General features: G+C 57.4%; 20 protein-coding genes, 1 pseudogene and 1 other annotated feature. Of the genes and pseudogenes, 6 read left to right on the forward strand and 15 right to left on the reverse strand.

Annotated features, from left to right (window positions below; genetic code table 11):
- Positions 1 to 14: 14 nt before the first annotated feature.
- The 3 genes and pseudogenes from trpCF to CPA59_RS11040 form a co-directional block, all read right to left on the reverse strand.
- Positions 15 to 1,400, reverse strand: a complete 1,386-nt coding sequence (trpCF, locus tag CPA59_RS11025; protein ID WP_107760805.1) for a bifunctional indole-3-glycerol-phosphate synthase TrpC/phosphoribosylanthranilate isomerase TrpF — start codon at positions 1,398 to 1,400, stop codon at positions 15 to 17.
- 8 nt (positions 1,401 to 1,408) lie between these two features.
- Positions 1,409 to 3,005, reverse strand: a pseudogene (gene trpD / locus CPA59_RS23135) (bifunctional anthranilate synthase glutamate amidotransferase component TrpG/anthranilate phosphoribosyltransferase TrpD).
- Positions 3,005 to 4,567, reverse strand: coding sequence for an anthranilate synthase component 1 (locus tag CPA59_RS11040; RefSeq protein WP_038919020.1), 1,563 nt, complete (start codon positions 4,565 to 4,567; stop codon positions 3,005 to 3,007). Before CPA59_RS11040 ends, trpD begins: the two are co-directional and overlap by 1 nt.
- A 22-nt stretch (positions 4,568 to 4,589) precedes the next feature.
- Positions 4,590 to 4,690: a sequence feature (Trp leader region), on the reverse strand.
- A gap of 251 nt (positions 4,691 to 4,941) precedes the next feature.
- Between CPA59_RS11040 and CPA59_RS11045 the strand changes: the two genes are divergently transcribed.
- The 3 genes from CPA59_RS11045 to rluB all read left to right on the forward strand — a co-directional run bounded on the left by CPA59_RS11045 (position 4,942) and on the right by rluB (position 7,605).
- Positions 4,942 to 5,814, forward strand: coding sequence for a PHP domain-containing protein (locus CPA59_RS11045; protein ID WP_049853970.1), 873 nt, complete (start codon positions 4,942 to 4,944; stop codon positions 5,812 to 5,814).
- Between the two features lie 91 nt (positions 5,815 to 5,905).
- Complete coding sequence (locus CPA59_RS11050; RefSeq protein ID WP_038919022.1) at positions 5,906 to 6,526, forward strand: L-threonylcarbamoyladenylate synthase; 621 nt, start codon at positions 5,906 to 5,908, stop codon at positions 6,524 to 6,526.
- A gap of 188 nt (positions 6,527 to 6,714) precedes the next feature.
- Entirely contained in the window at positions 6,715 to 7,605 is an 891-nt protein-coding gene (gene rluB, locus CPA59_RS11055; RefSeq protein ID WP_038658786.1) for a 23S rRNA pseudouridine(2605) synthase RluB, read from the forward strand.
- 49 nt (positions 7,606 to 7,654) lie between these two features.
- On the opposite strand, the gene cobO is transcribed toward rluB, so the two are convergent.
- Positions 7,655 to 8,245 carry a cob(I)yrinic acid a,c-diamide adenosyltransferase gene (cobO, locus tag CPA59_RS11060; RefSeq protein ID WP_049853972.1) on the reverse strand — a complete coding sequence of 197 codons (591 nt, stop codon included), beginning with the start codon at positions 8,243 to 8,245 and terminating at the stop codon, positions 7,655 to 7,657.
- Positions 8,246 to 8,266: 21 nt separating this feature from the next.
- Positions 8,267 to 9,028 carry a YciK family oxidoreductase gene (locus CPA59_RS11065; protein ID WP_038919023.1) on the reverse strand — a complete coding sequence of 254 codons (762 nt, stop codon included), beginning with the start codon at positions 9,026 to 9,028 and terminating at the stop codon, positions 8,267 to 8,269.
- Positions 9,029 to 9,310: 282 nt separating this feature from the next.
- On the opposite strand from CPA59_RS11065, the gene sohB reads away from it, so the two are divergent.
- Entirely contained in the window at positions 9,311 to 10,357 is a 1,047-nt protein-coding gene (gene sohB / locus CPA59_RS11070; protein WP_038920965.1) for a protease SohB, read from the forward strand.
- A gap of 388 nt (positions 10,358 to 10,745) precedes the next feature.
- On the opposite strand, the gene CPA59_RS11075 is transcribed toward sohB, so the two are convergent.
- Positions 10,746 to 11,339 (reverse strand): YolA family protein, encoded by a 594-nt coding sequence (locus CPA59_RS11075; RefSeq protein ID WP_107759347.1) that lies wholly within the window; start codon positions 11,337 to 11,339, stop codon positions 10,746 to 10,748.
- A 431-nt stretch (positions 11,340 to 11,770) separates the two neighbouring features.
- A complete protein-coding gene (locus tag CPA59_RS11080; protein WP_033568757.1) occupies positions 11,771 to 12,040 on the reverse strand; it encodes a YciN family protein in 270 nt (89 codons plus the stop codon).
- A gap of 441 nt (positions 12,041 to 12,481) precedes the next feature.
- On the opposite strand from CPA59_RS11080, the gene topA reads away from it, so the two are divergent.
- Positions 12,482 to 15,085: a type I DNA topoisomerase gene (gene topA, locus CPA59_RS11085; RefSeq protein ID WP_107759349.1), complete on the forward strand. Its 2,604-nt coding sequence runs from the start codon at positions 12,482 to 12,484 to the stop codon at positions 15,083 to 15,085.
- Positions 15,086 to 15,421: 336 nt separating this feature from the next.
- Positions 15,422 to 16,396, forward strand: a complete 975-nt coding sequence (gene cysB, locus CPA59_RS11090; protein WP_013317898.1) for an HTH-type transcriptional regulator CysB — start codon at positions 15,422 to 15,424, stop codon at positions 16,394 to 16,396.
- A gap of 83 nt (positions 16,397 to 16,479) precedes the next feature.
- Here cysB and nth read toward each other — a convergent pair whose 3' ends face one another.
- From nth to ydgT, 8 genes are all read right to left on the reverse strand, one after another.
- Complete coding sequence (gene nth / locus CPA59_RS11095) at positions 16,480 to 17,115, reverse strand: endonuclease III (protein ID WP_107759351.1); 636 nt, start codon at positions 17,113 to 17,115, stop codon at positions 16,480 to 16,482.
- A 1-nt stretch (position 17,116) separates the two neighbouring features.
- Positions 17,117 to 17,809, reverse strand: coding sequence for an electron transport complex subunit E (locus CPA59_RS11100; protein WP_107759353.1), 693 nt, complete (start codon positions 17,807 to 17,809; stop codon positions 17,117 to 17,119).
- Positions 17,806 to 18,435, reverse strand: a complete 630-nt coding sequence (gene rsxG / locus CPA59_RS11105) for an electron transport complex subunit RsxG (RefSeq protein WP_174213769.1) — start codon at positions 18,433 to 18,435, stop codon at positions 17,806 to 17,808. Before rsxG ends, CPA59_RS11100 begins: the two co-directional genes overlap by 4 nt.
- Positions 18,436 to 18,447: 12 nt before the next feature.
- The gene (gene rsxD / locus CPA59_RS11110; protein WP_107759358.1) at positions 18,448 to 19,500 is read right to left on the reverse strand and encodes an electron transport complex subunit RsxD; all 1,053 of its coding nucleotides are present in this window, start codon (positions 19,498 to 19,500) and stop codon (positions 18,448 to 18,450) included.
- Positions 19,501 to 21,726: an electron transport complex subunit RsxC gene (gene rsxC / locus CPA59_RS11115; RefSeq protein WP_107759359.1), complete on the reverse strand. Its 2,226-nt coding sequence runs from the start codon at positions 21,724 to 21,726 to the stop codon at positions 19,501 to 19,503.
- Positions 21,719 to 22,309 carry an electron transport complex subunit RsxB gene (gene rsxB / locus CPA59_RS11120; protein ID WP_107759361.1) on the reverse strand — a complete coding sequence of 197 codons (591 nt, stop codon included), beginning with the start codon at positions 22,307 to 22,309 and terminating at the stop codon, positions 21,719 to 21,721. Before rsxB ends, rsxC begins: the two co-directional genes overlap by 8 nt.
- Positions 22,309 to 22,890: an electron transport complex subunit RsxA gene (gene rsxA, locus CPA59_RS11125; protein WP_038919033.1), complete on the reverse strand. Its 582-nt coding sequence runs from the start codon at positions 22,888 to 22,890 to the stop codon at positions 22,309 to 22,311. The genes rsxB and rsxA overlap by 1 nt, the downstream gene beginning before the upstream one ends.
- Positions 22,891 to 23,117: 227 nt before the next feature.
- On the reverse strand, positions 23,118 to 23,333 hold the full coding sequence (gene ydgT, locus CPA59_RS11130; RefSeq protein ID WP_038658750.1) for a transcription modulator YdgT: 216 nt from the start codon (positions 23,331 to 23,333) through the stop codon (positions 23,118 to 23,120).
- Positions 23,334 to 23,465: the final 132 nt, after the last annotated feature.

The raw sequence follows: 23,465 nt of genomic DNA on the forward strand, positions 1-23,465 counted from the left end.
CAGCCTGTATCTTGTTATTCATGAGAGGTACGGCGGGGTTGCGCCGTACGCAGCGTCCGGAATACCGCCGCGATTTTCTGCGGATCTTTGATGCCGGGTTGCGACTCTACGCCAGAGTTGAAATCCAGCCCGGCGGCGCCGAGTGTCGCGGCCTGCGCCACGTTGTCCGGGCCGAGTCCGCCGGCCAGCAGCACCTGCTGCAGCGATTGACCCTGCAGCAATGACCAGTCGAACGACTGACCGCTGCCGCCCTGACCGTTGTCGAGCAGCACCCGGTCAACCTGCGCCAGCGCCAGCGGGGGCAGTGTGTCGCCGACGCTTTGCGCTTTCCAGATCTGGCAGGCAGCGGGCAGTTGTTCACGTAAGGCGGCGATGGCGGTTTCGTCTTCGCTGCCGTGTAACTGTACGGCCATCAGCTGGAGCGACGCTGCGGTTGTCACGATGTCGGCCAGCGGCGCGTTACGGAATACCCCGACATAACGCAAAGGCGCGCCCGCCATCACGGCACGTGCCTGTGACGGTGTCACGCAGCGCGGGGAACTGGCGACAAAAATCAACCCGCCGTACACCGCGCCCGCCTGAAAGGCCGCGGCGGCATCGTCGGGCCGGGTCAACCCGCACACTTTGTTTTCCCCGAGGATGACCCGGCGTACCGCCAGCGTCAGGTCGTCTTCTTCCATTAGCGAACTGCCGATCAGAAAACCATTGGCGTACTGGCTCAGTTCCTGAATATGGGCATGACGGCTGATGCCGGATTCGCTGATTACCGTCACGCCGGCAGGCAGACGCGGCGCCAGCGTGCGGGTACGGTTAAGGTCGATAGAGAGGTCGCGCAGGTCGCGGTTGTTGATGCCGACCACGCGCGCTTCCAGCGCGATAGCGCGTTCCAGTTCGGCTTCGTTGCTGACTTCCGTTAGGATGCCCATATTCAGGCTGTGCGCTACCTGCGCCAGCCGGCGATACTGTTCATCATCCAGTACCGACAGCATCAGCAGAATCGCGTCGGCCTGATAGTAACGGGCCAGATAGATCTGGTACGGGTCGATAATGAAGTCCTTGCACAGCACCGGCTGAGCAACCGCCGCGCTGACCTGGGTCAGAAAAGCAAAATCGCCCTGGAAATACTTCTCGTCGGTCAGTACCGAAATGGCGGACGCGTAATCCTGATAAACTCGCGCAATTGCGACCGGGTCGAAATCGGCGCGAATCAACCCCTTGGAGGGCGAGGCTTTTTTGCACTCCAGAATAAACGCCGGATTGGCCTGTTTCAGCGACTGATAGAAGTGGCGCGAACTGGGTGTTACCTGTGACTGAAAGCTGTCGAGCGGCTGTCGTTGCTGCCGTTCGGCGATCCACTGCGCTTTGTCGCGCACAATTTTGGTTAATACGGTTTCCTGCATTTTCTTCATCATCCTCTGGCTGCCAGTTCCAGCACGCGCTGGTAAGCCTGACCGCTGTGAATCACGTCCAGCGCCTGTCGGGCATTCTGCCGCAGATCTTCCTGTCCGAACAATTTCAGCAACAGCGCCACATTGGACGCGACAGCCGCGCCGTGCGCCGGTTGGCCCTTACCCTGAAGCAATCGAGCCAGAATATCACGGTTTTCTTCCGGCGTGCCGCCCAGCAAATCATCCAGTGCGAAGGAGTCCAGCCCGAAATCATGAGGCGTCAGCTGGTAGGTTTCCACCTGACCGTCACGCAGTTCGGCAACCTGTGTCGGCGCATGGATGGCGACTTCATCCATACCGCCGCCGTGCACCACGGCCGCGCGCTGGTATCCCAGCACTTTCAGGGTTTCGGCGATTGGCCGTACCAGTTCCGGCCGGTAGACACCGATCAGCGCCAACGGCGGGCGGGCCGGGTTGATCAGCGGCCCCAGCACGTTGAACACGGTACGGGTTTTCAACTGCTGGCGCACCGGCATCGCGTGACGGAAACCGGTGTGGTATTGCGGCGCAAACAGAAAGCATACCCCCAGATCGTCCAGCGCCTGACGTGATACCTCAGCCGACATATCGAGCTTGATGCCGAACGCCGACAGCAAATCCGACGAGCCGGAACGGCTGGAGACGCTGCGGTTGCCGTGCTTGGCGACCTTTAGTCCACAGGCGGCGGCCACAAACGCGCTGGCGGTGGAGATGTTGATGCTGTTGGTGCCGTCGCCGCCGGTGCCGACGATGTCCGCGAACAGGTAGTCCGGGCGCGGGAACGGCTTGGCGTCGGCCAGCAGCGCGGTGGCGGCCCCGGCGATTTCATCCGGGTGCTCGCCGCGTACCTTCATGCTGATCAGCGCCGCCGCCAGTTGCGTCGGATCCAGTTCGCCCTGAATGATGGCGGCAAACAACTGCTGGCTTTCTGCCTGACTCAGGATGTCGGCGCGGTACAGTTTTTCAAGAATCGGTTGCATCAGTGGTGTCTCCGTCAAATCAGGCCAGTGCCCAGTCCAGCGTCTGGTTCAGCAGACGTGCGCCGTGAGTGGTGAGGATGGATTCCGGGTGGAACTGGAAACCGCAAACGCGATGCTCGTCATGGCGCACCGCCATCACCATGCCGTTAAAACTGGCGTTAATCACCAGTTCGGCCGGGATGTCGCTGCCAACCAGCGAGTGGTAACGCGCCACCGGCAGCGGGTTGGGCAAGCCGCTGAACATCGCCTGACCGTCGTGCTCAATGCTGGAGGCTTTGCCATGCAGAATTTCACCGGCCTGACCGACATGACCGCCGTAGGCTTCAACGATAGCCTGATGGCCCAGACAGATGCCGATGATCGGCAACTGACCGCTTAGGCGTTGCAGCAGTGCCGGCATGCAGCCGGCTTCAGACGGCGTTCCGGGGCCGGGCGAGAGCATCAGCACCGGTTTTTCCATCTGCTGCAGTCGGTCGATAATGACATCGGCAGGCAGTTGATTGCGGTACACCACCACGTTATGGCCGCTGGCGCGCAGCTGGTCGACCAGGTTATAGGTAAAAGAGTCGATATTATCGAGCAACAGGATATCGGCCATCAGAACACCTCCCGGGCATGATGCGCACTGGCAATCGCGCGCAGAACCGCGCGGGCTTTGTTACGGGTTTCATCGGCCTCAGCCTGCGGGTGGGAATCCAGCACTACGCCGGCGCCGGCCTGCACGGTGGCGATGCCGTCTTCCACGTAAGCGGAGCGGATCACGATGCAGGTGTCGAGGTCGCCGCGGGCGGTGAAGTAGCCCACTGCGCCGCCGTAACTGCCGCGGCGGGTTTTCTCGCTTTCCGCGATCAGCTGCATGGCGCGTACTTTGGGGGCGCCGCTCAACGTGCCCATGTTCATGCAGGCGCGGTAGGCGTGCAGCACGTCCAGATCCGCGCGCAGGGTGCCGACTACGCGGGACACCAGATGCATCACGAACGAATAGCGGTCTACTTTGGTCAGGTCCGCCACATAGCGGCTGCCGGGTTCGCAGATTCGCGCCAGATCGTTGCGGGCCAGGTCCACCAGCATCAGGTGTTCGGCCAGTTCTTTATGATCGGTACGCATTTCCAGCTCGATACGGCTGTCCAGATCCCGGTCCAGCGAGCCGTCGGCGTGGCGGCCGCGCGGGCGAGTGCCGGCGATGGGATAGATTTCGATCTGGCGGCTGGCGGCGTCGTATTTGAGCGAACTTTCCGGCGACGCGCCGAACAGGGTGAAATCCTGATCCTGCATGTAGAACATGTAAGGACTGGGGTTGTTGTCTTTCAGGGTCTGGTAGGCGGCCAGCGGCGACGGGCACGGCAGCGAGAAGCGGCGGGACGGCACCACCTGGAAAATTTCGCCGATGCGGATCGCCTGCTGCATCTGGCTGACCACGGCGCCGTAATCTTCATCGCTCTGGTTACAGGCCAGCGTCATGGTGTCCACCGTCTGGCACGGCAACGCCGGGGCCGGCTGGCGCAACTGATGCTGCAACTGCTCCAGACGCTGTTGCAGGCGCTGACGTTCCGCGGCGTTAGGGGTAAACAGGCTGGCCTGCAGATGGGTAGCGCGTTGTTGATGGTCCACCACCAGCAGGGTTTCGGCCAGGTAGAAGCAGTAATCCGGGCAACGTTGTTGCTGGCTGAGCGGCGGCAGACTTTCGAAACCCGCCACCAGATCGTAGGCGAACAGCCCGCCGAAGAACATGGCCTCACGCTCATGCTCCGGGCATGCCACCAGCGCCAGCAGTTGGCGCAGCGCGTCAAATACCGACAGGGAGCGCAGACGCGCGTCTTCGTCCTGCATGATATCGATGGTCGGGAAGGTCAGTTCGCGGCTGTTCGGACGCGCATCGACGATGACATCAGCAGGCAGTGCGTTATCCAACAGCGGCAACAGCGACGCGCCGTTGGCGGTCAGCGCCTGAATCGACACCTGTGGTCCGAGGGCGGTAATACGCAGGGCGCTGTCGACGATAAGCAGGCTTTGCAGATTCTGTTTGCTGTCGATTTCCGCCGACTCCAGCAGCAGGGTTGCCGGGCGGGCGCCGCACAGCTGGTGGAACATCGCGCTGGGGTCGTTGCGGTATTCGGCACCGACGCGCAGCAGCTCAAGTTCAGGTTGTGGTATTTGCATGATGTCTACTCGTATTTTGTCCATAAAAAAACCCGCTAATCAGCGGGCTTCAGGATATGCATGTCAGATAATGGCTATGCGTCATCACTTCGCCCGCAACAGGGAGAAGCGCCACCAACCAGCATGATTTTTCAGGGTTAGGGTCATTACCGTCATCGCCATTGTCCTCATTTATCGCTACGTTTGAACTTGTGTACTAGTTAACTGGAACGGGAAAGGGAAGTCAATAACATTTCACACGATTTTTTCGGGGAGATGTCCGGCTGTAGATGGCTGGCCGACAACCCACATCGGGCCCACCGATCTTTTTTCCTTTTTAGCGAGGTTGGTGGCATCATGCCGCCTGAAATTCCCTGAACAGAGAGACACCTGACGTGCCAGACGAGTTGCCGGTATCACCGACGTTTCCCCTGTATGATCTGCACAGCCACACCACGGCTTCCGACGGTTTGCTGACGCCAACCGAGCTGGTGCAGCGCGCGGTGAGCATGCGCGTCAGCGTGCTGGCGATCACCGATCACGACACTACCGCGGCGCTGGATGAGGCGCAGACCGCTATTCAGCAGCAGGCGCTGCCGTTGCGGTTGATTTCCGGCGTCGAGATTTCCACCGTGTGGGAAAACCATGAGATCCATATCGTCGGGCTGGGGCTGGATTGCCGACATCCGGCGCTGACGTCATTACTGCAACAGCAGGTGCAGTACCGCGAGCAGCGGGCCGTGCAGATTGCGCAGCGGCTGGAAAAGGCGCTGATTCCGGATGCGCTGGCGGGGGCGTCCCGGCTGGCGGAAGGCGGCATGATAACGCGCGGGCATTTCGCGCGTTATCTGGTGGAATTAGGGAAAGCCGCCACGGTGGCGCAGGTGTTCAAAAAGTACCTGGCTAAAGGGAAAACCGGTTATGTGCCGCCGCAGTGGTGTACAATACAGCAAGCCGTGGACGCTATCCGCCAGTCGGGCGGGGTCGCGGTGCTGGCGCATCCCGGCCGTTATGACCTGACCGCCAAGTGGCTGAAACGGTTGATCGGGCATTTTGCCGGGTGCGGCGGAGAAGCGATGGAAATAGCCCAGTGTCAACAGGCGCCGGACGAGCGTTCGCATTTGGCGCGTTATGCGCAGGACTACCATTTGCTGGGGTCGCAGGGGTCGGATTTTCATCAGCCCTGCGCCTGGATAGAACTGGGACGAAAATTGTGGCTGCCCGCCGGCGTGGATCCGGTCTGGCAACATCCGGCGTTGGCCGATTAAACCCCGGTAGATATCACGACAGCATTCGTTCAACCCGTTATGGCGGTGTCGCCTGACGGGGTGTACGTTTTCAGAAGGCAGAGGACGTAGCATGAGTCAGTTTTTCTATATTCACCCGCAGAACCCGCAACCGCGGCTGATCAACCAGACGGTGGAAATCCTGCACAAAAGCGGGGTAATTGTGTACCCCACCGATTCAGGGTACGCGCTAGGGTGCATGCTGGAGGATAAAGCGGCGATGGAGCGCATCTGCCGCATTCGTGATCTGGATCAGAACCATAATTTCACCCTGATGTGCCGCGATCTGTCGGAGTTATCTTCTTACGCCTATGTGGATAACGCCGCGTTCCGGTTGATCAAGAATAATACCCCCGGCAATTACACCTTCATTCTCAAAGCGACTAAGGAAGTGCCGCGTCGCCTGATGAATGAGAAACGCAAAACCATCGGCATGCGCGTGCCGTCCAATCCGATTGCGCTGGAATTGCTGGCGGCGTTGAATGAGCCGCTGATGTCGACCACGCTGATGTTGCCGGGCAACGATTTCGCCGAGTCCGATCCGGAAGAAATTCAGGAACAACTGGGCAAACGGGTGGATTTGGTCATTCACGGCGGTTTTCTGGGGCAACAGCCCACTACGGTTATCGATCTGACCGAATCCGTGCCGGTGGTGGTGCGCGAAGGCACCGGCGATGTGACGCCATTTCTGTAACGCAGAAACGCCGTAATGGCGTTTCCCAATGCGTATTCATCTCCGCTAACATTTGGCATACAAACGGCACAAATCAGGGTATAATCGCGAAAATATGCGTTAACTCTTTATTTTTCATGAGTTAACGCGATTTCTGGTCATCATGACATTCCCCCCGACGCCTGTGAAGGCGACACAGAGGTTGCTCAATGAGCGAAAAGCTACAGAAAGTGCTGGCGCGTGCAGGGCACGGTTCACGCCGCGAAATTGAAAGTATGATTGAAGCCGGGCGCATTAGCGTTGACGGCAAGATTGCCACGCTGGGGGACCGCGTTGAGGTTACCCGGGCGACCAAAATTCGTATTGACGGGCATGTGGTGTCGGTGCGCGAAACCGAAGAAGCCGTGTGCCGTGTGCTGATGTATTACAAGCCGGAAGGGGAACTCTGTACCCGCAGCGACCCGGAAGGACGGCCAACGGTATTTGACCGTCTGCCGCGAATTCAGGGATACCGCTGGGTAGCGGTAGGGCGTCTGGATGTGAATACCTCCGGCCTGTTGCTGTTCACGACTGACGGCGAGCTGGCGAATCGCCTGATGCACCCCAGCCGTGAAGTGGAACGTGAGTATGCCGTGCGCGTGTTCGGCGAAGTGGGCGATGACAAAATTCGTCAACTGAGTAAAGGCGTACAACTGGAAGACGGTCCGGCGGCGTTCCGCTCGATCCGCTATCAGGGGGGCGAAGGGTTGAACCAGTGGTACAACGTGACCCTGACCGAAGGCCGCAACCGCGAAGTGCGTCGTTTGTGGGAAGCGGTCGACGTGCAGGTTAGCCGGCTGATTCGCGTGCGCTACGGCGACATTCAGTTGCCGAAAGGATTGCCGCGCGGCGGCTGGATGGAGATGGGCCTGACCGACGTCAACTACCTGCGTGAACTGGTGCAACTGACGCCGGAAACGGTCAGCAAATTGCCGGTGGAGCGTGAGCGGCGCCGGGTGAAAGCCAATCAGATCCGCCGTGCGGTGAAACGTCACAGCCAGGTGGGCGTCAGTAACCGCCCGGCCGCCGGCCGCCGTAGCGCGCCGAAGCGTAACGGTTAACCCGTCTGTTTAACGCTGCGCCGCTGGTGCAGCGTCGTCCTGTTTTATCCTACCAGTCAATACCTTGCTGAGCCTGAATGCCGGCATCAAAGGCGTGCTTCATAGGGCGCATTTCCGTCACCGTATCCGCCAGTTCCAGTACATCACGATGGCAGCCGCGGCCGGTAATGATAACGCTCTGGTGCGCCGGGCGCTGTTGCAGGGCGGTAATCACGTCATCCAGCGGTAAATAGTCGTAGCTGATCATGTAGGTCAACTCGTCGAGCACCACCAGATCGAGCGAGTCATCCGCCAGCATACGTAATCCATGCTGCCAGACACCTCTGGCCGCATCGGTGTCGGTCTGACGATTTTGGGTTTCCCAGGTAAAACCGGTCGCCATCACCTGAAATTCCACCCCGTGCTGTTGCAGCAGATTTTTCTCGCCGTTTGGCCATTCGCCTTTGATGAACTGGATCACCCCGGCTTTCAGACCGTGGCCCACCGCCCGGGTTACGGTGCCGAAGGCTGCGGTGGTCTTGCCTTTGCCGTTGCCGGTAAACACCATCACTATGCCGCGCACGTCAGTGGCGGCGGCGATGCGGGCGTCTACTTTTTCCTTCAGCCGTTGCTGTCGTTGCTGATGGCGATCGTCGCTCATGCGTCGGTATCCTTTGCTTAATCACTCGGCCAGGCCGGGCTTGCGGCCGGGTTGGGCATCGAAACTCATGCCGGTTTTGCGACGGCTGTCATCCCCCATTAAATACAGGTAAAGCGGCATGATGTCGGCCGGGGTTTTGAGTTTATTCGGATCTTCATCGGGAAACGCGGCGGCACGCATTGATGTGCGGGTACCGCCCGGATTGATGCAGTTGACCCTTAGGTTGCGGTTGCGGTATTCCTCGGCCAGTACCTGCATCATGCCTTCGGTGGCGAATTTGGATACCGAGTAGGCGCCCCAGTTGGCGCGCCCCTGACGGCCGACGCTGGAGCTGGTGAAAATCAGCGACGGGCTGGCTGATTTCAGCAACAACGGCAACAGCGCCTGCGTCAGCATAAAGGTCGCGTTAACGTTGACTTGCATCACCTGATGCCAGACGGTGGCGGATTGTTCTTCCATCGGCACGACGTCACCCAGCAGACCGGCATTATGCAATACGCCGTCCAGCCGCGGCAGCGCCTGGCCGAGCTGCCCAGCGATCTGTATGAAATCATGATGGCTGGCGGTCAGCATATCGCAGGGAATCAGATAACTGTGGACGCCGCATTCCTGCAGGATCTGTTGTTCCACCTCCTGCAGTTTGCTCTCTGTGCGCCCCAGCAACACCAGTTTCGCACCGTGGCGCGCGTAGGTCAGCGCCGCTTCGCGGCCAATGCCGTCACCGGCGCCGGTGACCAGAATGATACGGTGTTGCAGCAGGTCATGCTTGGGTTGGTAATGCAAAACGGTGTCCTCTGGCTGTCATCATCCGGGGATGATGAGGTGTTTCCGAAAAAGCCATAATGGGTGTTTTATGCCTGAAACAATAGGTGTTTTCAATCAGAAGGTCCGGTTTTCTCACAGTTTGTGCGGTAAAAAGCAGCGGAAAGTACGATTTATGTATGAAGATCATCGCCATTGCGTCCGTCATACGTTAGGTTAGAAGTTCGGCGCGCCGCGCTGGAACCGTAATGGTTGTTGAAGAATCAACGTCATATATCACATTGGTCAATGAAGGCGGTATTTGTGGAATTACTTTCTCAGTATGGTTTATTCCTGGCAAAAGTCGTCACCCTTGTCGTCGCCATCGGCGCATTGGTGGTGCTGACAGTCGGTATGACGCAGCGTAAGCGCCATCGAAAGGGCGAACTGCAGGTGATTAATCTGGGCGAACAATACCGCGAAATGCGGCAGGAGATGCAGTCCGCCGCCATGAGCGATACCGCGCGCAGCCTGCTGGAGAAAAAGCAGAAGAAAGAAGAAAAGGAAACCGCCAAACAGGAGAAGAAACGCGCCAAACGGGGGGAAGAGAAATCCGCTCGTTCGTGTTTGTATGTGCTCGATTTTAACGGCAGCATGGATGCCGGTGAGGTGAGTTCGCTGCGTGAAGAAGTGTCCGCAGTGCTGGCGGTGGCCCGGCCGGAAGATGAAGTGTTGTTGCGTCTGGAAAGCCCCGGCGGTGTGGTGCACGGCTACGGGCTGGCGGCTTCGCAACTGCAGCGGTTTCGTCAGCGCGGCATCCGCCTGACGGTGGCGGTAGACAAGGTGGCGGCCAGCGGCGGCTATATGATGGCGTGCGTAGCGGATCGCATTGTGGCGGCGCCGTTCGCCATTGTCGGGTCGATTGGCGTGGTGGCGCAAATCCCCAACTTCAACCGGCTGCTGAAAAGCAAAGATATCGATGTGGAACTGCATACTGCGGGTCAGTACAAACGTACCCTGACGTTGTTCGGCGAAAATACCGAAGAAGGCCGGGAGAAGTTTCGCGAGGAATTGAATGAAACGCACCTGCTGTTCAAACAGTTTGTCAGCGAGATGCGCCCGTCGCTGGATATTGAGTCGGTTGCTACCGGCGAGCACTGGTTCGGCACGCAGGCCAGAGCGATGGGGCTGGTGGATGCTATCGGCACCAGCGACGATCTGCTGATCGCGGAAATGGAAAACCACGAAGTGCTGGCCGTGCGCTATACCCGCCGCAAACGTCTATTGGACCGCCTTACCGGCAGCACCGGCGATGCTCTGGAACGCCTGATGCTGCGCTGGTGGCAGCGGGGCAGTAACCCCCAGTTGTAATTCACCTTAGTGTTTAACCCCCCGCCTGTCCGCGCTGAGCAATGCCATCCGCATATTAGCGGCCGGATAGGTGGGTAAACCGGTTCCTGTAATGTAATCGCCACTCTCCATCTCTCAGGTTCTAACCCTGATTGTTGAACGCCAGGTTCCCATCCATCACGATTATTTCCCACCCTTCCTTCATTAAGACGCTATTTTTACCGTCACTCCTATCCATAGCCATGCATGCTGCGGACTCTGGATTTTTATTTTTTGGGGTTTCTTGAAATAGCGCATTCCATTTATATCAATGTGCGGGCGATTTCTATTTCTAAATCAGAATATACACACTAATAATGTGTGTTTTATTCAGATTGAACGGCCCGAATCGGGCCGTTCAGATGGCGAATTAATTAATATAGATCTGTGTGAATAATGTATTTCTCGGCGCGTTGGTGGATGTGTCCTGGAATTTAAACTGACCGTTATCAGTCCCATCCAGATTGTAATAACGCATCCAGCCAACAACGGTATATCCGGCCGGGCAAGGGAAGGTATATTGATTCCCGACAATACAAATGGCGTCACTTTGATAATTAGCCGAACGAGGCAATGCGCCGCCATTCATCCAGGCAACGGGGTTGCTGCCGTAACCAATTTCCTGCACCACGACTCTGAGCTGGGCGCCGCCGTGGTCACAGGTAGTTGAGAACTGACCAACAGACGTCATGTATTCCCAGCCGCAGGTTGATGAACCGACAGCATACACGGCGACCCGTGACAACGCCGGAGCGGGGGCCCGCAAGGCGCCAGAGGTGGAGGCGCGGGACGTGTCTTTGGCCGCAGACAACGGGCTGTTGTTTTCCAGTGAATCAAACGCCGACATACCTAATTCGATCGGCGGGCCTGCTTCATCGGTAGTATTGATGGTTTGCGAATAGCCAGCGTGGCTAAAAATTGCTGCGAGTGACAATAGCAAAGGCAATCCAAATTGCTTTTTCATAACACTCTCCGTAAATGTTTTTTAATTAATGCCTGGGTGGCATCGGTGGCGAGTATAAATAACGATATTTGGTTTGTAAATAAATTGAAAAATTTGTTTTTAATTGTTTTGATTTTATTTTGTGAAATTAATCTATTTGAAATGATATTTTTTAAAATCAAGTGGAGTATATTTATTAAAAAATAGTTTCGTTGATTATTTTAAGTCATGCTGAGCCTATGCTGACGGCGTTTTCCATCCAAACATCATGCGGGCGGCCTGATATCAACCGGAGGAGATAAAATAGAAGCATGCGTGGCGGATAGGGCGTTCAGAAAATCAGAATGATCGAAGTGCACAATAGCGGAGTCACGCTGTGATCCTTGCTCTGCATCAGGGGGTACGCCGGGAGCGGCCCGCATCAGCAGGTAGCGCCCGGCGGGATTCCGGTGTTAATCGATTAACTGGTATTTTTCCGACAAAACGTGCGCCAGGTGTTTGAACATATTGAACACCGCCGTGGTCTTGTGCGTCGGCAATCCATCGCTGTCGAGAAAGTATTCGCCACGAAACACCAGCACGCCACTCTTTTGTTCTACCGCATTGGCTACCATGCCGTGCAGGTAGTCTTCGTGGTTTTTAATCAGTGTGTTGGCTTCCAGCAGCAGAGCCTCGCGACCAATTGGCGTTTTTTCTTCATTTATGTGTGTAAAACCAGACATGGGATTGTTCTCCTGCAAATAACCCTTGTTTTGCTGGCGCTATTGTACCGCCTGAACGGAATTTATCGCAAACTGACTGATTTTTAGTCGCCTGTTTGCCGATAAACACGAGAGTAACGATTGGCGAAAACGGGTTTTACATGCTAATTAGGTTGCGTGGTGTTATTTATCAGGTAGAGTGTGGGATTTTGCATCGTCAAGCGGAATAATTGCTTTGCGCCGGGACGGAACCGGTTACCGCAAAGGGCGGTGCAGTAAATGAATAATCCTGAATGATCATAGGGTTGCGACGCGGTGAGTGCGTGCGGCGCGCCGTCGACGCACCAACAGAACGATTTTCCCGCAACCATGATGGTTCAGGCTACGCCGGCTGGAAAGCCAGAGCGAATAACTGAGAAAATTTCTTCTTTTTTCAAAGAATTCAGTAGGTAACAATATATTATGGGTAAAGCTCTCGTTATCGTCGAGTCCCCGGCAAAAGCCAAAACGATTAATAAGTACCTTGGCAATGATTACGTGGTGAAATCCAGCGTGGGGCATGTACGCGACTTGCCGACCAGCGGCTCCGGTTCGGCGAGCAAGAAAAGCGCTGAGGCCAACGGGGAAAAAGCCAAAAAAGCAGTCAAGAAAGATGAAAAAACCGCGCTGGTCAACCGCATGGGGGTGGATCCCTATCGCGGCTGGCAGGCTCAGTATGAGATTCTGCCCGGCAAGGAAAAAGTCGTATCGGAACTGAAAACGCTGGCGCAGAACGCCGAGCACGTCTATCTCGCAACCGACCTTGACCGCGAAGGGGAAGCCATTGCCTGGCACCTGCGGGAAATCATCGGTGGCGACGATACGCGTTTTAGCCGCGTGGTGTTCAACGAGATCACTAAAAACGCCATTCGCCAGGCGTTCGACAATCCGGGCGAACTGAATATCAACCGTGTCAACGCCCAGCAGGCCCGCCGTTTCATGGACCGCGTGGTGGGTTACATGGTATCGCCGCTGCTGTGGAAAAAAATTGCCCGTGGGCTGTCCGCCGGTCGCGTACAGTCAGTGGCGGTACGTCTGGTGGTGGAGCGCGAGCGCGAAATCAAAGCGTTTGTGCCGGAAGAATACTGGGAATTGCACGCCGATTTGCTGGCGAACCCGGAAATCGCGCTGCAGATGCAGGTAACACACCACAACGGCAAACCGTTCCGGCCGGTGAATCAGGCTCAGACGCAAGCGGCGGTCAGCCTGCTGGAAAAAGCCAGCTATGTAGTGGCTGAGCGGGAAGACAAACCGACCAGCAGCAAACCGGGCGCGCCGTTTATTACTTCTACTCTGCAGCAGGCCGCCAGTACCCGTCTGGGCTTCGGCGTGAAAAAGACCATGATGATGGCGCAACGGTTGTATGAAGCCGGCCATATCACTTACATGCGTACCGACTCCACCAACCTGAGTCAGGATGCGCTGGCGATGGCGCGTGATTATATCCATGACGAATTTGGCAAACGCTATCTGCCGGAAGCGCCCAACCTTTACACCAGCAAGGAAAACTCGCAGGAAGCGCACGAAGCCATTCGTCCTTCCGATGTGAAGGTGCTGGCCGACCAGCTCAAAGACATGGAAGCGGATGCGCAAAAGCTGTATCAGCTGATTTGGCGGCAGTTTGTGGCCTGTCAGATGATGCCGGCCCAATACGATTCCACCACGCTGGTGGTTAGCGCCGGCGACTATCAACTGCGTGCCAAAGGGCGCACTCTGCGCTTCGACGGCTGGACCAAGGTGATGCCGGCGTTGCGTAAGGGCGATGAAGACCGCACGTTGCCGGCCGTCGACGTGGGGCAATCCCTGTCGCTGGAAAAACTATTGCCAAGTCAGCACTTTACCAAACCGCCGGCGCGTTACAGCGAAGCATCGCTGGTCAAGGAGCTGGAAAAGCGCGGTATCGGCCGTCCTTCCACGTATGCCGCCATCATCTCCACCATTCAGGATCGTGGTTATGTGCGGGTGGAAAACCGCCGTTTCTACGCCGAGAAGATGGGGGAGATCGTGACCGATCGGCTGGAAGATAACTTCCGCGAGCTGATGAACTACGATTTTACCGCCCGTATGGAAAATAGCCTCGACCTGGTGGCGAACAGCCAGGCCGAGTGGAAAGCGGTGCTGGATGAATTCTTCGCCGAATTCAACAAACAGCTGGAAACCGCCGAGCTGGAGCCGGACGAAGGCGGCATGAAGCCGAACCAGATGGTGCTGACCAGCATTGATTGCCCGACTTGCGGCCGCAAAATGGGGATCCGTACCGCCAGCACCGGGGTGTTCCTCGGCTGTTCCGGTTACGCGTTGCCGCCCAAAGAACGCTGCAAAACCACCATCAACCTGATTCCGGAAGCGGAAGTGTTGAATGTGCTGGAAGGCGACGAGGCGGAAACCAATGCGCTGCGCGCCCGTCGCCGCTGCCCGAAATGCGGCACGGCGATGGACAGCTACCTGATCGACAATCAGCGCAAACTGCATGTGTGCGGCAACAACCCGTCCTGCGATGGCTATGAGATCGAACAAGGCGAGTTCCGCCTCAAAGGCTATGACGGCCCGGTAGTGGAATGCGAGAAGTGCGGTTCGGAAATGCACCTGAAAATGGGGCGTTTCGGCAAATATATGGCCTGTACCAACGAAAGCTGCGGCAATACCCGCAAAATTCTGCGTAACGGGGAAGTGGCGCCGCCGAAAGAAGATCCGGTGCCGTTGCCGGAGCTGCCGTGCGAGAAATCCGACGCCTATTTTGTGCTGCGCGATGGCGCAGCGGGCGTGTTCCTGGCGGCCAATACCTTCCCGAAATCGCGGGAAACCCGCGCGCCGCTGGTGGAAGAACTGGTGCGTTTCCGCGATCGCTTGCCAGAGAAATTACGCTATCTGGCCGAGGCGCCGGTGGTCGATCCGGAAGGCAACAAAACGCTGGTGCGGTTCAGCCGCAAAACCAAACAGCAGTATGTTTCCTCTGAAAAAGAGGGCAAAGCTACCGGATGGTCAGCATTTTATGTGGACGGCAAATGGGTGGAAAGCAGCCGCTAATTACGCCGATAATTGACTAAAACCGCATTTTTTCCATCTGTTTGCGGTTACATTACGTTAAGCCAGCCTGCATAGGCTGGCTTTTTTGATCCATCAACCATGAATATCATCCGCCGGCAGCCGATAACAAAAAAGGAAATAAAAACCCGTTTTCCAGTACCAGTACTGTCTAAGTAATACAGAAAGTGGTTATATAAAATATTTTTTTATGATTAAATGGCATTTAAGTGGCGAGAATCTATACCGTTGCATTGAGCTGTCGCCCCCTTGTCAACGCAGATAACGTCAACAATACAGATGCCGCCGCGCATGACATATTACGGAATGGGATAACTTATGAAACTGCAACAGCTTCGTTATATCGTTGAAGTTGTTAATCACAATCTGAACGTTTCTTCGACCGCTGAGGGGTTGTACACCTCCCAGCCGGGGATCAGTAAACAGGTTCGGATGCTTGAAGATGAACTGGGTATTCAGATCTTTGCACGCAGCGGAAAACATTTGACCCAGGTGACGCCTGCCGGGCAGGAAATCATTCGTATCGCCCGTGAGGTGCTGTCCAAGGTCGATGCCATCAAGGCGGTGGCAGGCGAGCACACTTATCCAGACAAAGGCTCGCTGTATGTCGCCACTACGCACACTCAGGCGCGTTACGCGTTGCCTGACGTGATCAAAGGGTTTATCGAGCGTTATCCGCGCGTTTCGCTGCATATGCATCAAGGCTCGCCGATGCAGATTGCCGAAGCTGTGGCCAAAGGCTCAGCGGATTTCGCCATCGCCACCGAAGCGCTGCATTTGTATGAAGACCTGATCATGCTGCCGTGCTACCACTGGAACCGTGCTGTGGTAGTGAAGCCGGACCATCCGCTGGCGGGTAAAACCGATATCAGCATTGAAGAACTGGCAGCCTACCCGATCGTCACCTATACCTTCGGTTTTACCGGCCGTTCCGAACTGGATACCGCATTCAACCGGGCCGGACTGACGCCGCGCATCGTGTTTACCGCGACCGATGCCGATGTGATCAAAACCTATGTCCGCCTGGGACTGGGCGTCGGCGTCATCGCCAATATGGCGGTGGACCCGGCCAGCGATCCGGATCTGGTGGCTATCAACGCCGATAACCTGTTCAGTTATAGCACCACCAAAATCGGTTTTCGTCGCAGTACGTTCCTGCGTAGCTACATGTACGATTTTATTCATCGTTTTGCGCCGCACCTGACACGTGATGTGGTGGATACGGCGATTTCGCTGCGCTCGAATGAAGAGATCGAAGCCATGTTCAAGGACGTTACGCTGCCGGTGAAATAATCAATCCATTTCACTGTGCGACATGATGCAACAAGGGCAGGTGAAAACCTGCCCTTGTCATTACGGAATAACAGCGTCGTCGGTCAGATATCGACCTTTTCCTTATATTCGCACAAGTCCTCTATCAGGCAGGCGCCGCAGCGCGGCTTGCGGGCGACGCAGGTATAACGGCCGTGCAGGATCAGCCAGTGGTGACAGTCGACCTTGAATTCCGCCGGGACGTATTTCAGCAATTTTTCTTCCACCTGCTCGACGGTTTTGCCCGGTGCAAAGCGGGTACGATTGCAAACGCGGAAGATATGGGTATCCACCGCGATGGTTGGCCAGCCAAAAGCGGTGTTCAGCACCACGTTGGCGGTTTTACGCCCGACGCCGGGCAGGGCTTCCAGCGCGGCGCGATCTTCCGGCACCTGGCCCTGATGTTTATCCAGCAAAATGCGGCAGGTTTTAATGATGTTTTCAGCCTTGCTGTTGAACAGCCCGATGGTCTTGATATACGACTTCACGCCGTCCACGCCTAAATCCAGCATCGGCTGCGGCGTATTCGCCACCGGATAGAGCTTTTCCGTGGCTTTGTTAACGCTGACGTCGGTGGCCTGCGCGGACAGCAGCACCGAAATGAGCAGTTCAAACGGCGAGTTGAATTTCAGTTCGGTGGTTGGATGCGGGTTGTTTTCTCGCAGGCGGCTAAGAATGGCAATCCGTTTCTCTTTGTTCATATTATTCCGTCAGCGTAGATGAGCCAAGAGGCGACAGCCGCACCGCACGGGCACGGCGCTGTTTGCGTTTTTCATCAATAATATATTTGGCTGCCAGCATCATTCCCAGTCCGATAAAGGCGCCGGGCGGCAGAATCATCAGCAGGAACGGCGAGTCCATATGCACGACCTCGACCCGTAACACCCGAGCCCAACTGCCCAGCAGCAGGTCGGCGCCGTCAAACAAGGTGCCATTGCCGAGGATCTCTCTTATCGCGCCCAGCACAAACAGCGCGCTGGTGGCGCCCAGCCCCATGAACAGGCCGTCCAATGCCGACAGCATCACCGTATTCTTCGACGCGAAGGCTTCCGCGCGCCCAATCACGATACAGTTGGTGACGATCAGCGGGATAAAAATCCCCAGCGACTGATACAGACCGTAGGCGTAAGCGTTGATCAGCATCTGCACGATGGTGACCACCGAGGCAATCAGCAAGACGTAAATCGGAATACGAATTTCGTCCGGCACCCAACGGCGCAGCGCGGAAACGGCAATATTGGTGCATGTCAGCACCAGCGTGGTGGCGAGCCCCAGTCCGAGCGCGTTGGTGGCGGTGGACGTCACCGCCAGCAGCGGGCACAGCCCCAGCAGTTGCACCAGTGCCGAGTTGTTTTTCCACAATCCCTGCAGGGCCAATTCTTTGGTCTGGTTCATGGTTTATCTCCACATGGCGTCAGGGTGGACAGTCGCGGCGGCAAGGTTTGTAAAAACAGGGCGCCGCGTTTCACCGCATTGACCACCGCGCGCGGGGTAATGGTGGCGCCGGTAAACTGATCAAACTGGCCGCCGTCTTTTTTCACCGCCCAGCGGCTATCTTGTGAATCTGTAACGGCCTGGCCGGTAAAACGCGTTATCCAGTCGGAAATACGGATATCGATCTTGTCGCCCAGCCCCGGTGTCTCATGATGTTCGGTAACCCGCGTGCCCAGCACGGTACCATGAAAGTCTGCGCCAATCAGCAGATGGATCGCGCCGGAATAACCGTCAGGCGCGGTGCTTTCCAGCGCGGCGGCGACCGGTGTGCCGTCGTGACGAGCGATGTAGACACGGTGTGGCGAAGCGGAGCCCAGCGCCGGGTCGCTCACCAGATAGCACTCGCTGAGCAGATCGTTGTTATAGCGATCGGCAGGGATCACCTGGTCCAGCAGCGCGCGCTGCTGTGCGATAACCTGCTGCGAAATGGTTTTTTCGGTCAGGGAGTTAACCAGTGCGGTCAACCCGGTGGTAAAGGCGGCAAACAGAGCCAGCGTGGTGGCATGGCGGCGCATAGTGGTCAGCAGCATAATCCGTCCTTAGCGATGGCCATAAGCGCGTGGTTTAGTGAAGTAGTCGATCAACGGCACGGTAATGTTGGCCAACAGCACGGCGAAAGCCACGCCATCAGGGTAACCGCCGTAGGTGCGGATGGTCCATACCAGCACGCCGATCAACGCGCCGAAAATCAGGCGACCTCTGGGCGTGGTGGAGGCGGTAACCGGGTCGGTGGCGATAAAGAACGCGCCCAGCATGGTCGCGCCGGAAAACAGGTGCAGCAGCGGCGGGGCGCTGACGTCCGGATGCAGGTACCAACCCGCCAGCGCGCATACGGACAACGCGAGCAGGAAACTGAACGGAATCTGCCAGTGGATGACCCGCAGCAACAGCATAAACAGGCCGCCGGCCAGAAAAGCCAGATTAATCCATTGCCAGCCCAGCCCGGCCAGCACGCCGCCAAATAACGGCTGATGCAGCAACGCTTCGGGTTGATGACCGCTGCGCAAGCCGGTTTTGAATGCGTCCAACGGCGTGGCCTGACTGACGCCATCCACCCCCTGAATCAGCTGCTGGATAGTCTGACCCGCCGTTCCGTGACCGGTGAAGATCGCCGTCAGCGCATCCATGAACCCGACCGGCGATGCCTGCAGCCCGTCCGGCGGCAACCAACTGGTCATCTGCACCGGGAAGGAAATCAGCAGCACCACGTAGCCGATCATTGCCGGATTGAACGGGTTTTGCCCCAGTCCGCCGTACAGCTGCTTGGCGATAATAATGGCGAAGAGGGTGGCCAACACCACCATCCACCAGGGCGTAAACGGCGGCAGGCTGATGGCCAGCAGAACTGCCGTCAACAGCGCGGAACTGTCCTGCAGCGTTTCCAGCACCGGTCGTTTTCGCAATGACAATATCGCCGCTTCGGTAAAGAGCGCGGTGATGCTGGCCAGCGCCAGCTGGATCAGGTTGCCGTAACCGAAAAACCAGGCTTGCGCCGCGATGCCGGGCACACAGGCGGCCAGAACCCAGCGCATCATATTGCGGGTGGACTGGCGGTTATGGGTAAACGGTGAGGGTGCGATTCTGAAAGCCATTTAGTCCTCTTGCGACGCCTGCGATGCGGCGGCCTTGCGTGCTTTAACCCGGGCGATGGCAGCGGCGACGGCGGCTTTACGCGGGTCGATAATCTCGGTTGGGGCGGCGTCAGCCGGTGTGGCCGGGAGCGCGCTTTCCAGCGCTTCCACTGTGGTTGATACCGATGCAGCGGGTGACAATGTCACCTCTTCTGCGGTACCAGACTGCACAGCCTTACGGGCTTTAACCCGGGCGATGGCAGCGGCGACGGCGGCTTTGCGCGGGTCGGTGATCTCGGTTGGGGCGGCGTCAGCCGGTGTGGTCGGGAGCGCGCTTTCCAGCGCTTCCACTGTGGTTGATACCGATGCATGGGGTGACAATGTCACCTCTTCTGCGGTACCAGACTGCGCGGCCTTACGGGCTTTAACCCGGGCAATCGCCGCTTCAACCGCCGCTTTGCGTGGATCTAACGCCGCGAGTTCTTCGGTTCCGGCAACCGAATCGACTTCGGTAACAGACGATGGCGCGTGCGCCTCGGCCTGTCTGGCTTTGACGCGGGCGATCGCCGCCGCGATGGCGGCTTTCGGCGCGTCGTCTTCCGCCGTGTTCAGCGCTTTTTCCGCCTGATGTTCGCGCGCCTGCGCCTTGCGGGCTTCGCGGGCGGCAATCACGGCGCTGTTATCCGGCTGCTGGCCCGGTTCAATGCGGATTTCGGCCTGAACGGCCGTCGCCTGTTTGGTACGCACTCTTTCCAGCGCCGCCATCACCGCATCTTTGTCGGCGGCTGCCACGCTGGCGGCGGCCTGTTTATGGCGTAGCTCGCGCGCCTGTTTTTCCCGCTCCAGACGGACCTGACGCGCATCAAAGCGCGCTTTGGCTTCTACCGCCTTGCGAGATTCTTGATCCAGCGCCTGAATCTCGGCTTTTTCCTGACGGTAATACTGCACCAGCGGGATATTGCTCGGACAAACGTACGCGCAGGCGCCGCATTCGATACAGTCAAACAGATGGTGCTGGCGCGCCTTCTCGTGCTCTTGTCCCCGGCTAAACCAGTAAAGCTGCTGCGGTAGCAGCCCGGCCGGGCAGGCATCGGCGCATTTGCCGCAACGGATGCAGGCCTGTTCCTCTTCCTGCGCCTGAATCTCATCGCGGGCGGGGGCCAGAATGCAGTTACTGGTCTTGATGATCGGTACGTCCAGCGCAGGCAGGGTGAACCCCATCAGCGGCCCGCCCATGACCACCATCGGCTGAGTGGTGGTGACATGGTAGCCGGCGTGGCGCAGCAGATGACGCACTGGCGTGCCCAACCGCGCCCAGACGTTGCCCGGCTGGCGCAAGGCATCGCCGGTCAGGGTGACGACCCGCTCGGTCAGCGGCTCGCCGTTAATGACCGAACGTTTGATGGCGTACGCGGTGCCGACGTTTTGCATCAATACGCCGATAGACGCTGAATGCTTGCCGAAGGGCACTTCTTTGCCGGTCAGGATCTTGGTTAACTGCTTGGCGCCGCCGGATGGGTATTTCGTGGGGATTACCCGCATCTGGATACGAGGGTAATCCACCAACGCGTAACGCAGCGCCGCGATGGCTTCCGGCTTGTTGTCTTCAATGCCCAGCAGGATACGTTGCGGTTGCAGCAGATGGTCGAGGATGTCGATCCCTTGCGCGATCTCCTGCGCACACTCCTGCATCAGACGATCGTCGGCGGTAATATAGGGTTCGCATTCGGCGGCGTTGATAATCAGGGTGTCGATGCCGCGCAGACCGCCCTGCAGTTTAGCGGCGGTGGGAAAGCCGGCGCCGCCCAGCCCGGCGATACCGGCCTGATGCAGATGCTCAACCAGTTCGGACGGCGTTGCCTGACGGTAATCGGCGAAGGAGCGGCGTTCGCACCAGCGGTCCTGACCGTCGGGAATGATAATGATGCTGAGCTCGGTCAGCCCGGAAGGGTGATTGCTCATATGCTGGCGGATGGCGTGCACCGTCCCGGAGGTCGGCGCGTGCACCGGCAGCATCCGGCCGGTACCGCGTGTCAGCGGCTGTCCCCGCAGCACCGGATCGCCGGCTTTGACGCACAGGTCGCCTTCCGGCCCGAGGTGCTGCTTGAGCGGGATAATCAAATAGTCAGGCATAGGAACCTGCCGCAGCGGCACCTGACTGGATTGGGTTTTCATTTCCGGGGGATGAATTCCGCCTGAAAAATCCCAGATTCTGTCTTTTCTGAAGGCGGCGAACAGCTTAAACATGATTTTCGATCACACGGTTTTCCGCCTGGATAACGCGCACCGGAATGGCGTCGAGATTCCATTTCCAACTGGCGGTTGTCGGGGCTAAAGGTCTTAATTCGATACAATCCGTTGGGCAGGGCGGCACGCACAGGTTGCAGCCGGTACACAGATCGCGGATGACGGTATGGACGGCGCGGGTTGTGCCGACAATCGCGTCCACCGGGCAGGCCTGGATGCATTTGGTGCAGCCGATACAGTTGTTTTCGTCGACCCAGGCGACCAGCGGTTCCGGTTTTTGCGGCATCTCGGCGTCAAGCGGCTGCGGATCGACATTCAGCCGCTCCGCCAGCTTCAGCATCAGCGGTTCGCCGCCCGGCACGCATTTGTTGATTTGTTCGTTGTTGAGGGCGATCGCCTCGGCGTAGGGGCGGCAGCCGGGATAACCGCACTGGCCGCACTGGCTTTGCGGCAGCATGGCGTCCAGTTGCTCAACCACCGGGTCTTCTTCCACTTGAAAGCGGCGCGAGGCAAAGCCCAGGACTAACCCGAACACCAGCGCCAGCGCGCTGAGCGCTGCTATGGCTATCCAGATTGTGATCATCAAAGTTTCACCAGCCCGGTAAAGCCCATAAAGGCCAGCGACATCAGGCCGGCCGTTACCAGGGCGATAGACGATCCGCGGAACGGCGCGGGCACATCGGCTACGGCAAGGCGTTCGCGCAGCGCGGCAAACAGCACTAATACCAGCGAAAAGCCGGCGGCGGCGCTGAAACCATAGATGGTTGATTGCAGAAAGTTGTGCGATTGATTCACGCTAAGCAACGCGACGCCGAGAACGGCGCAGTTGGTGGTGATCAGCGGCAGAAAGATGCCCAGTAAACGGTAGAGCGCCGGGCTGGTTTTCCGCACCGCCAGTTCGGTGAATTGCACCACAACGGCAAAAACCAGGATAAAGGCCAGCGTGCGCAGGTAGAGCAGGTTTAACGGCAGCAGCACATAGGTGTTGACCAGCCAGGAGAACACCGACCCTATCGTCATCACAAATGTCGTGGCAAACCCCATGCCGATGGCGGCTTCCAGCTTTTTGGACACGCCCATGAACGGGCATAAGCCCAGGAATTTCACCAGTACGAAATTGTTGACCAGAAGCGTGCCAACAAACAGCAAGACATATTCGCTCATTACAGTGCCTACAAAATAAAACCGGCGTATTATCGGGCATTGTCCGGCATTCGGCAACTTACCCTCTGTGGGGATATTAGGCAATCGCACTCATCGGGCGCGATAAAGGTAAGAAAAAAGGTAAGAAAATACGTGCGGGAAAATGCGGGTGGGAATAGCGTGCGGCGGCGGCACGCGCATCCATGCTAACCCCTCAGACCACCTATGCCATCAAATCACCTGTCCCATTAAATCACAAAGTGCCAGACGGATTTCGGCACTTGCCCGATGTCAAACAGTTTTCCGCCAGCGGCTAATTCGGCCCGGCGATGATCGGCAGCCCGATACATATTGATAATGTCGTGATTGTCAGTCAGAGAATAATTCAAATGATCAAACAACTTCTCAAGACTTTCCAATGTACTCACTTTTCTGAATTTCAATAAATATTCGTAAACACTCATTTGCGTAAAATAATCAAATAGAGTTTAAAGGGAATTCAGTATATTCGCCTCGGGGATTCTGTCCAGTACTGAATTCAAAAACGCAGCTTATGATAGGCAGTCGTAATAAAAAAGCATAAATCTACTTCATTT

Source organism: Dickeya sp. Secpp 1600 (assembly GCF_003049805.1).
Classification (GTDB): domain Bacteria; phylum Pseudomonadota; class Gammaproteobacteria; order Enterobacterales; family Enterobacteriaceae; genus Dickeya; species Dickeya fangzhongdai.

Coding starts and splice junctions, on each gene's coding strand:
- trpCF (WP_107760805.1), bottom strand. CDS start 1,400: ATGCAGGAAACCGTATTAACCAAAATTGTGCGCGACAAAGCGCAGTGG.
- CPA59_RS11040 (WP_038919020.1), bottom strand. CDS start 4,567: ATGCAAATACCACAACCTGAACTTGAGCTGCTGCGCGTCGGTGCCGAA.
- CPA59_RS11050 (WP_038919022.1), top strand. CDS start 5,906: ATGAGTCAGTTTTTCTATATTCACCCGCAGAACCCGCAACCGCGGCTG.
- rluB (WP_038658786.1), top strand. CDS start 6,715: ATGAGCGAAAAGCTACAGAAAGTGCTGGCGCGTGCAGGGCACGGTTCA.
- cobO (WP_049853972.1), bottom strand. CDS start 8,245: ATGAGCGACGATCGCCATCAGCAACGACAGCAACGGCTGAAGGAAAAA.
- CPA59_RS11075 (WP_107759347.1), bottom strand. CDS start 11,339: ATGAAAAAGCAATTTGGATTGCCTTTGCTATTGTCACTCGCAGCAATT.
- CPA59_RS11080 (WP_033568757.1), bottom strand. CDS start 12,040: ATGTCTGGTTTTACACACATAAATGAAGAAAAAACGCCAATTGGTCGC.
- topA (WP_107759349.1), top strand. CDS start 12,482: ATGGGTAAAGCTCTCGTTATCGTCGAGTCCCCGGCAAAAGCCAAAACG.
- cysB (WP_013317898.1), top strand. CDS start 15,422: ATGAAACTGCAACAGCTTCGTTATATCGTTGAAGTTGTTAATCACAAT.
- nth (WP_107759351.1), bottom strand. CDS start 17,115: ATGAACAAAGAGAAACGGATTGCCATTCTTAGCCGCCTGCGAGAAAAC.
- CPA59_RS11100 (WP_107759353.1), bottom strand. CDS start 17,809: ATGAACCAGACCAAAGAATTGGCCCTGCAGGGATTGTGGAAAAACAAC.
- rsxD (WP_107759358.1), bottom strand. CDS start 19,500: ATGGCTTTCAGAATCGCACCCTCACCGTTTACCCATAACCGCCAGTCC.
- rsxC (WP_107759359.1), bottom strand. CDS start 21,726: ATGTTTAAGCTGTTCGCCGCCTTCAGAAAAGACAGAATCTGGGATTTT.
- rsxB (WP_107759361.1), bottom strand. CDS start 22,309: ATGATCACAATCTGGATAGCCATAGCAGCGCTCAGCGCGCTGGCGCTG.
- rsxA (WP_038919033.1), bottom strand. CDS start 22,890: ATGAGCGAATATGTCTTGCTGTTTGTTGGCACGCTTCTGGTCAACAAT.
- ydgT (WP_038658750.1), bottom strand. CDS start 23,333: ATGAGTGTTTACGAATATTTATTGAAATTCAGAAAAGTGAGTACATTG.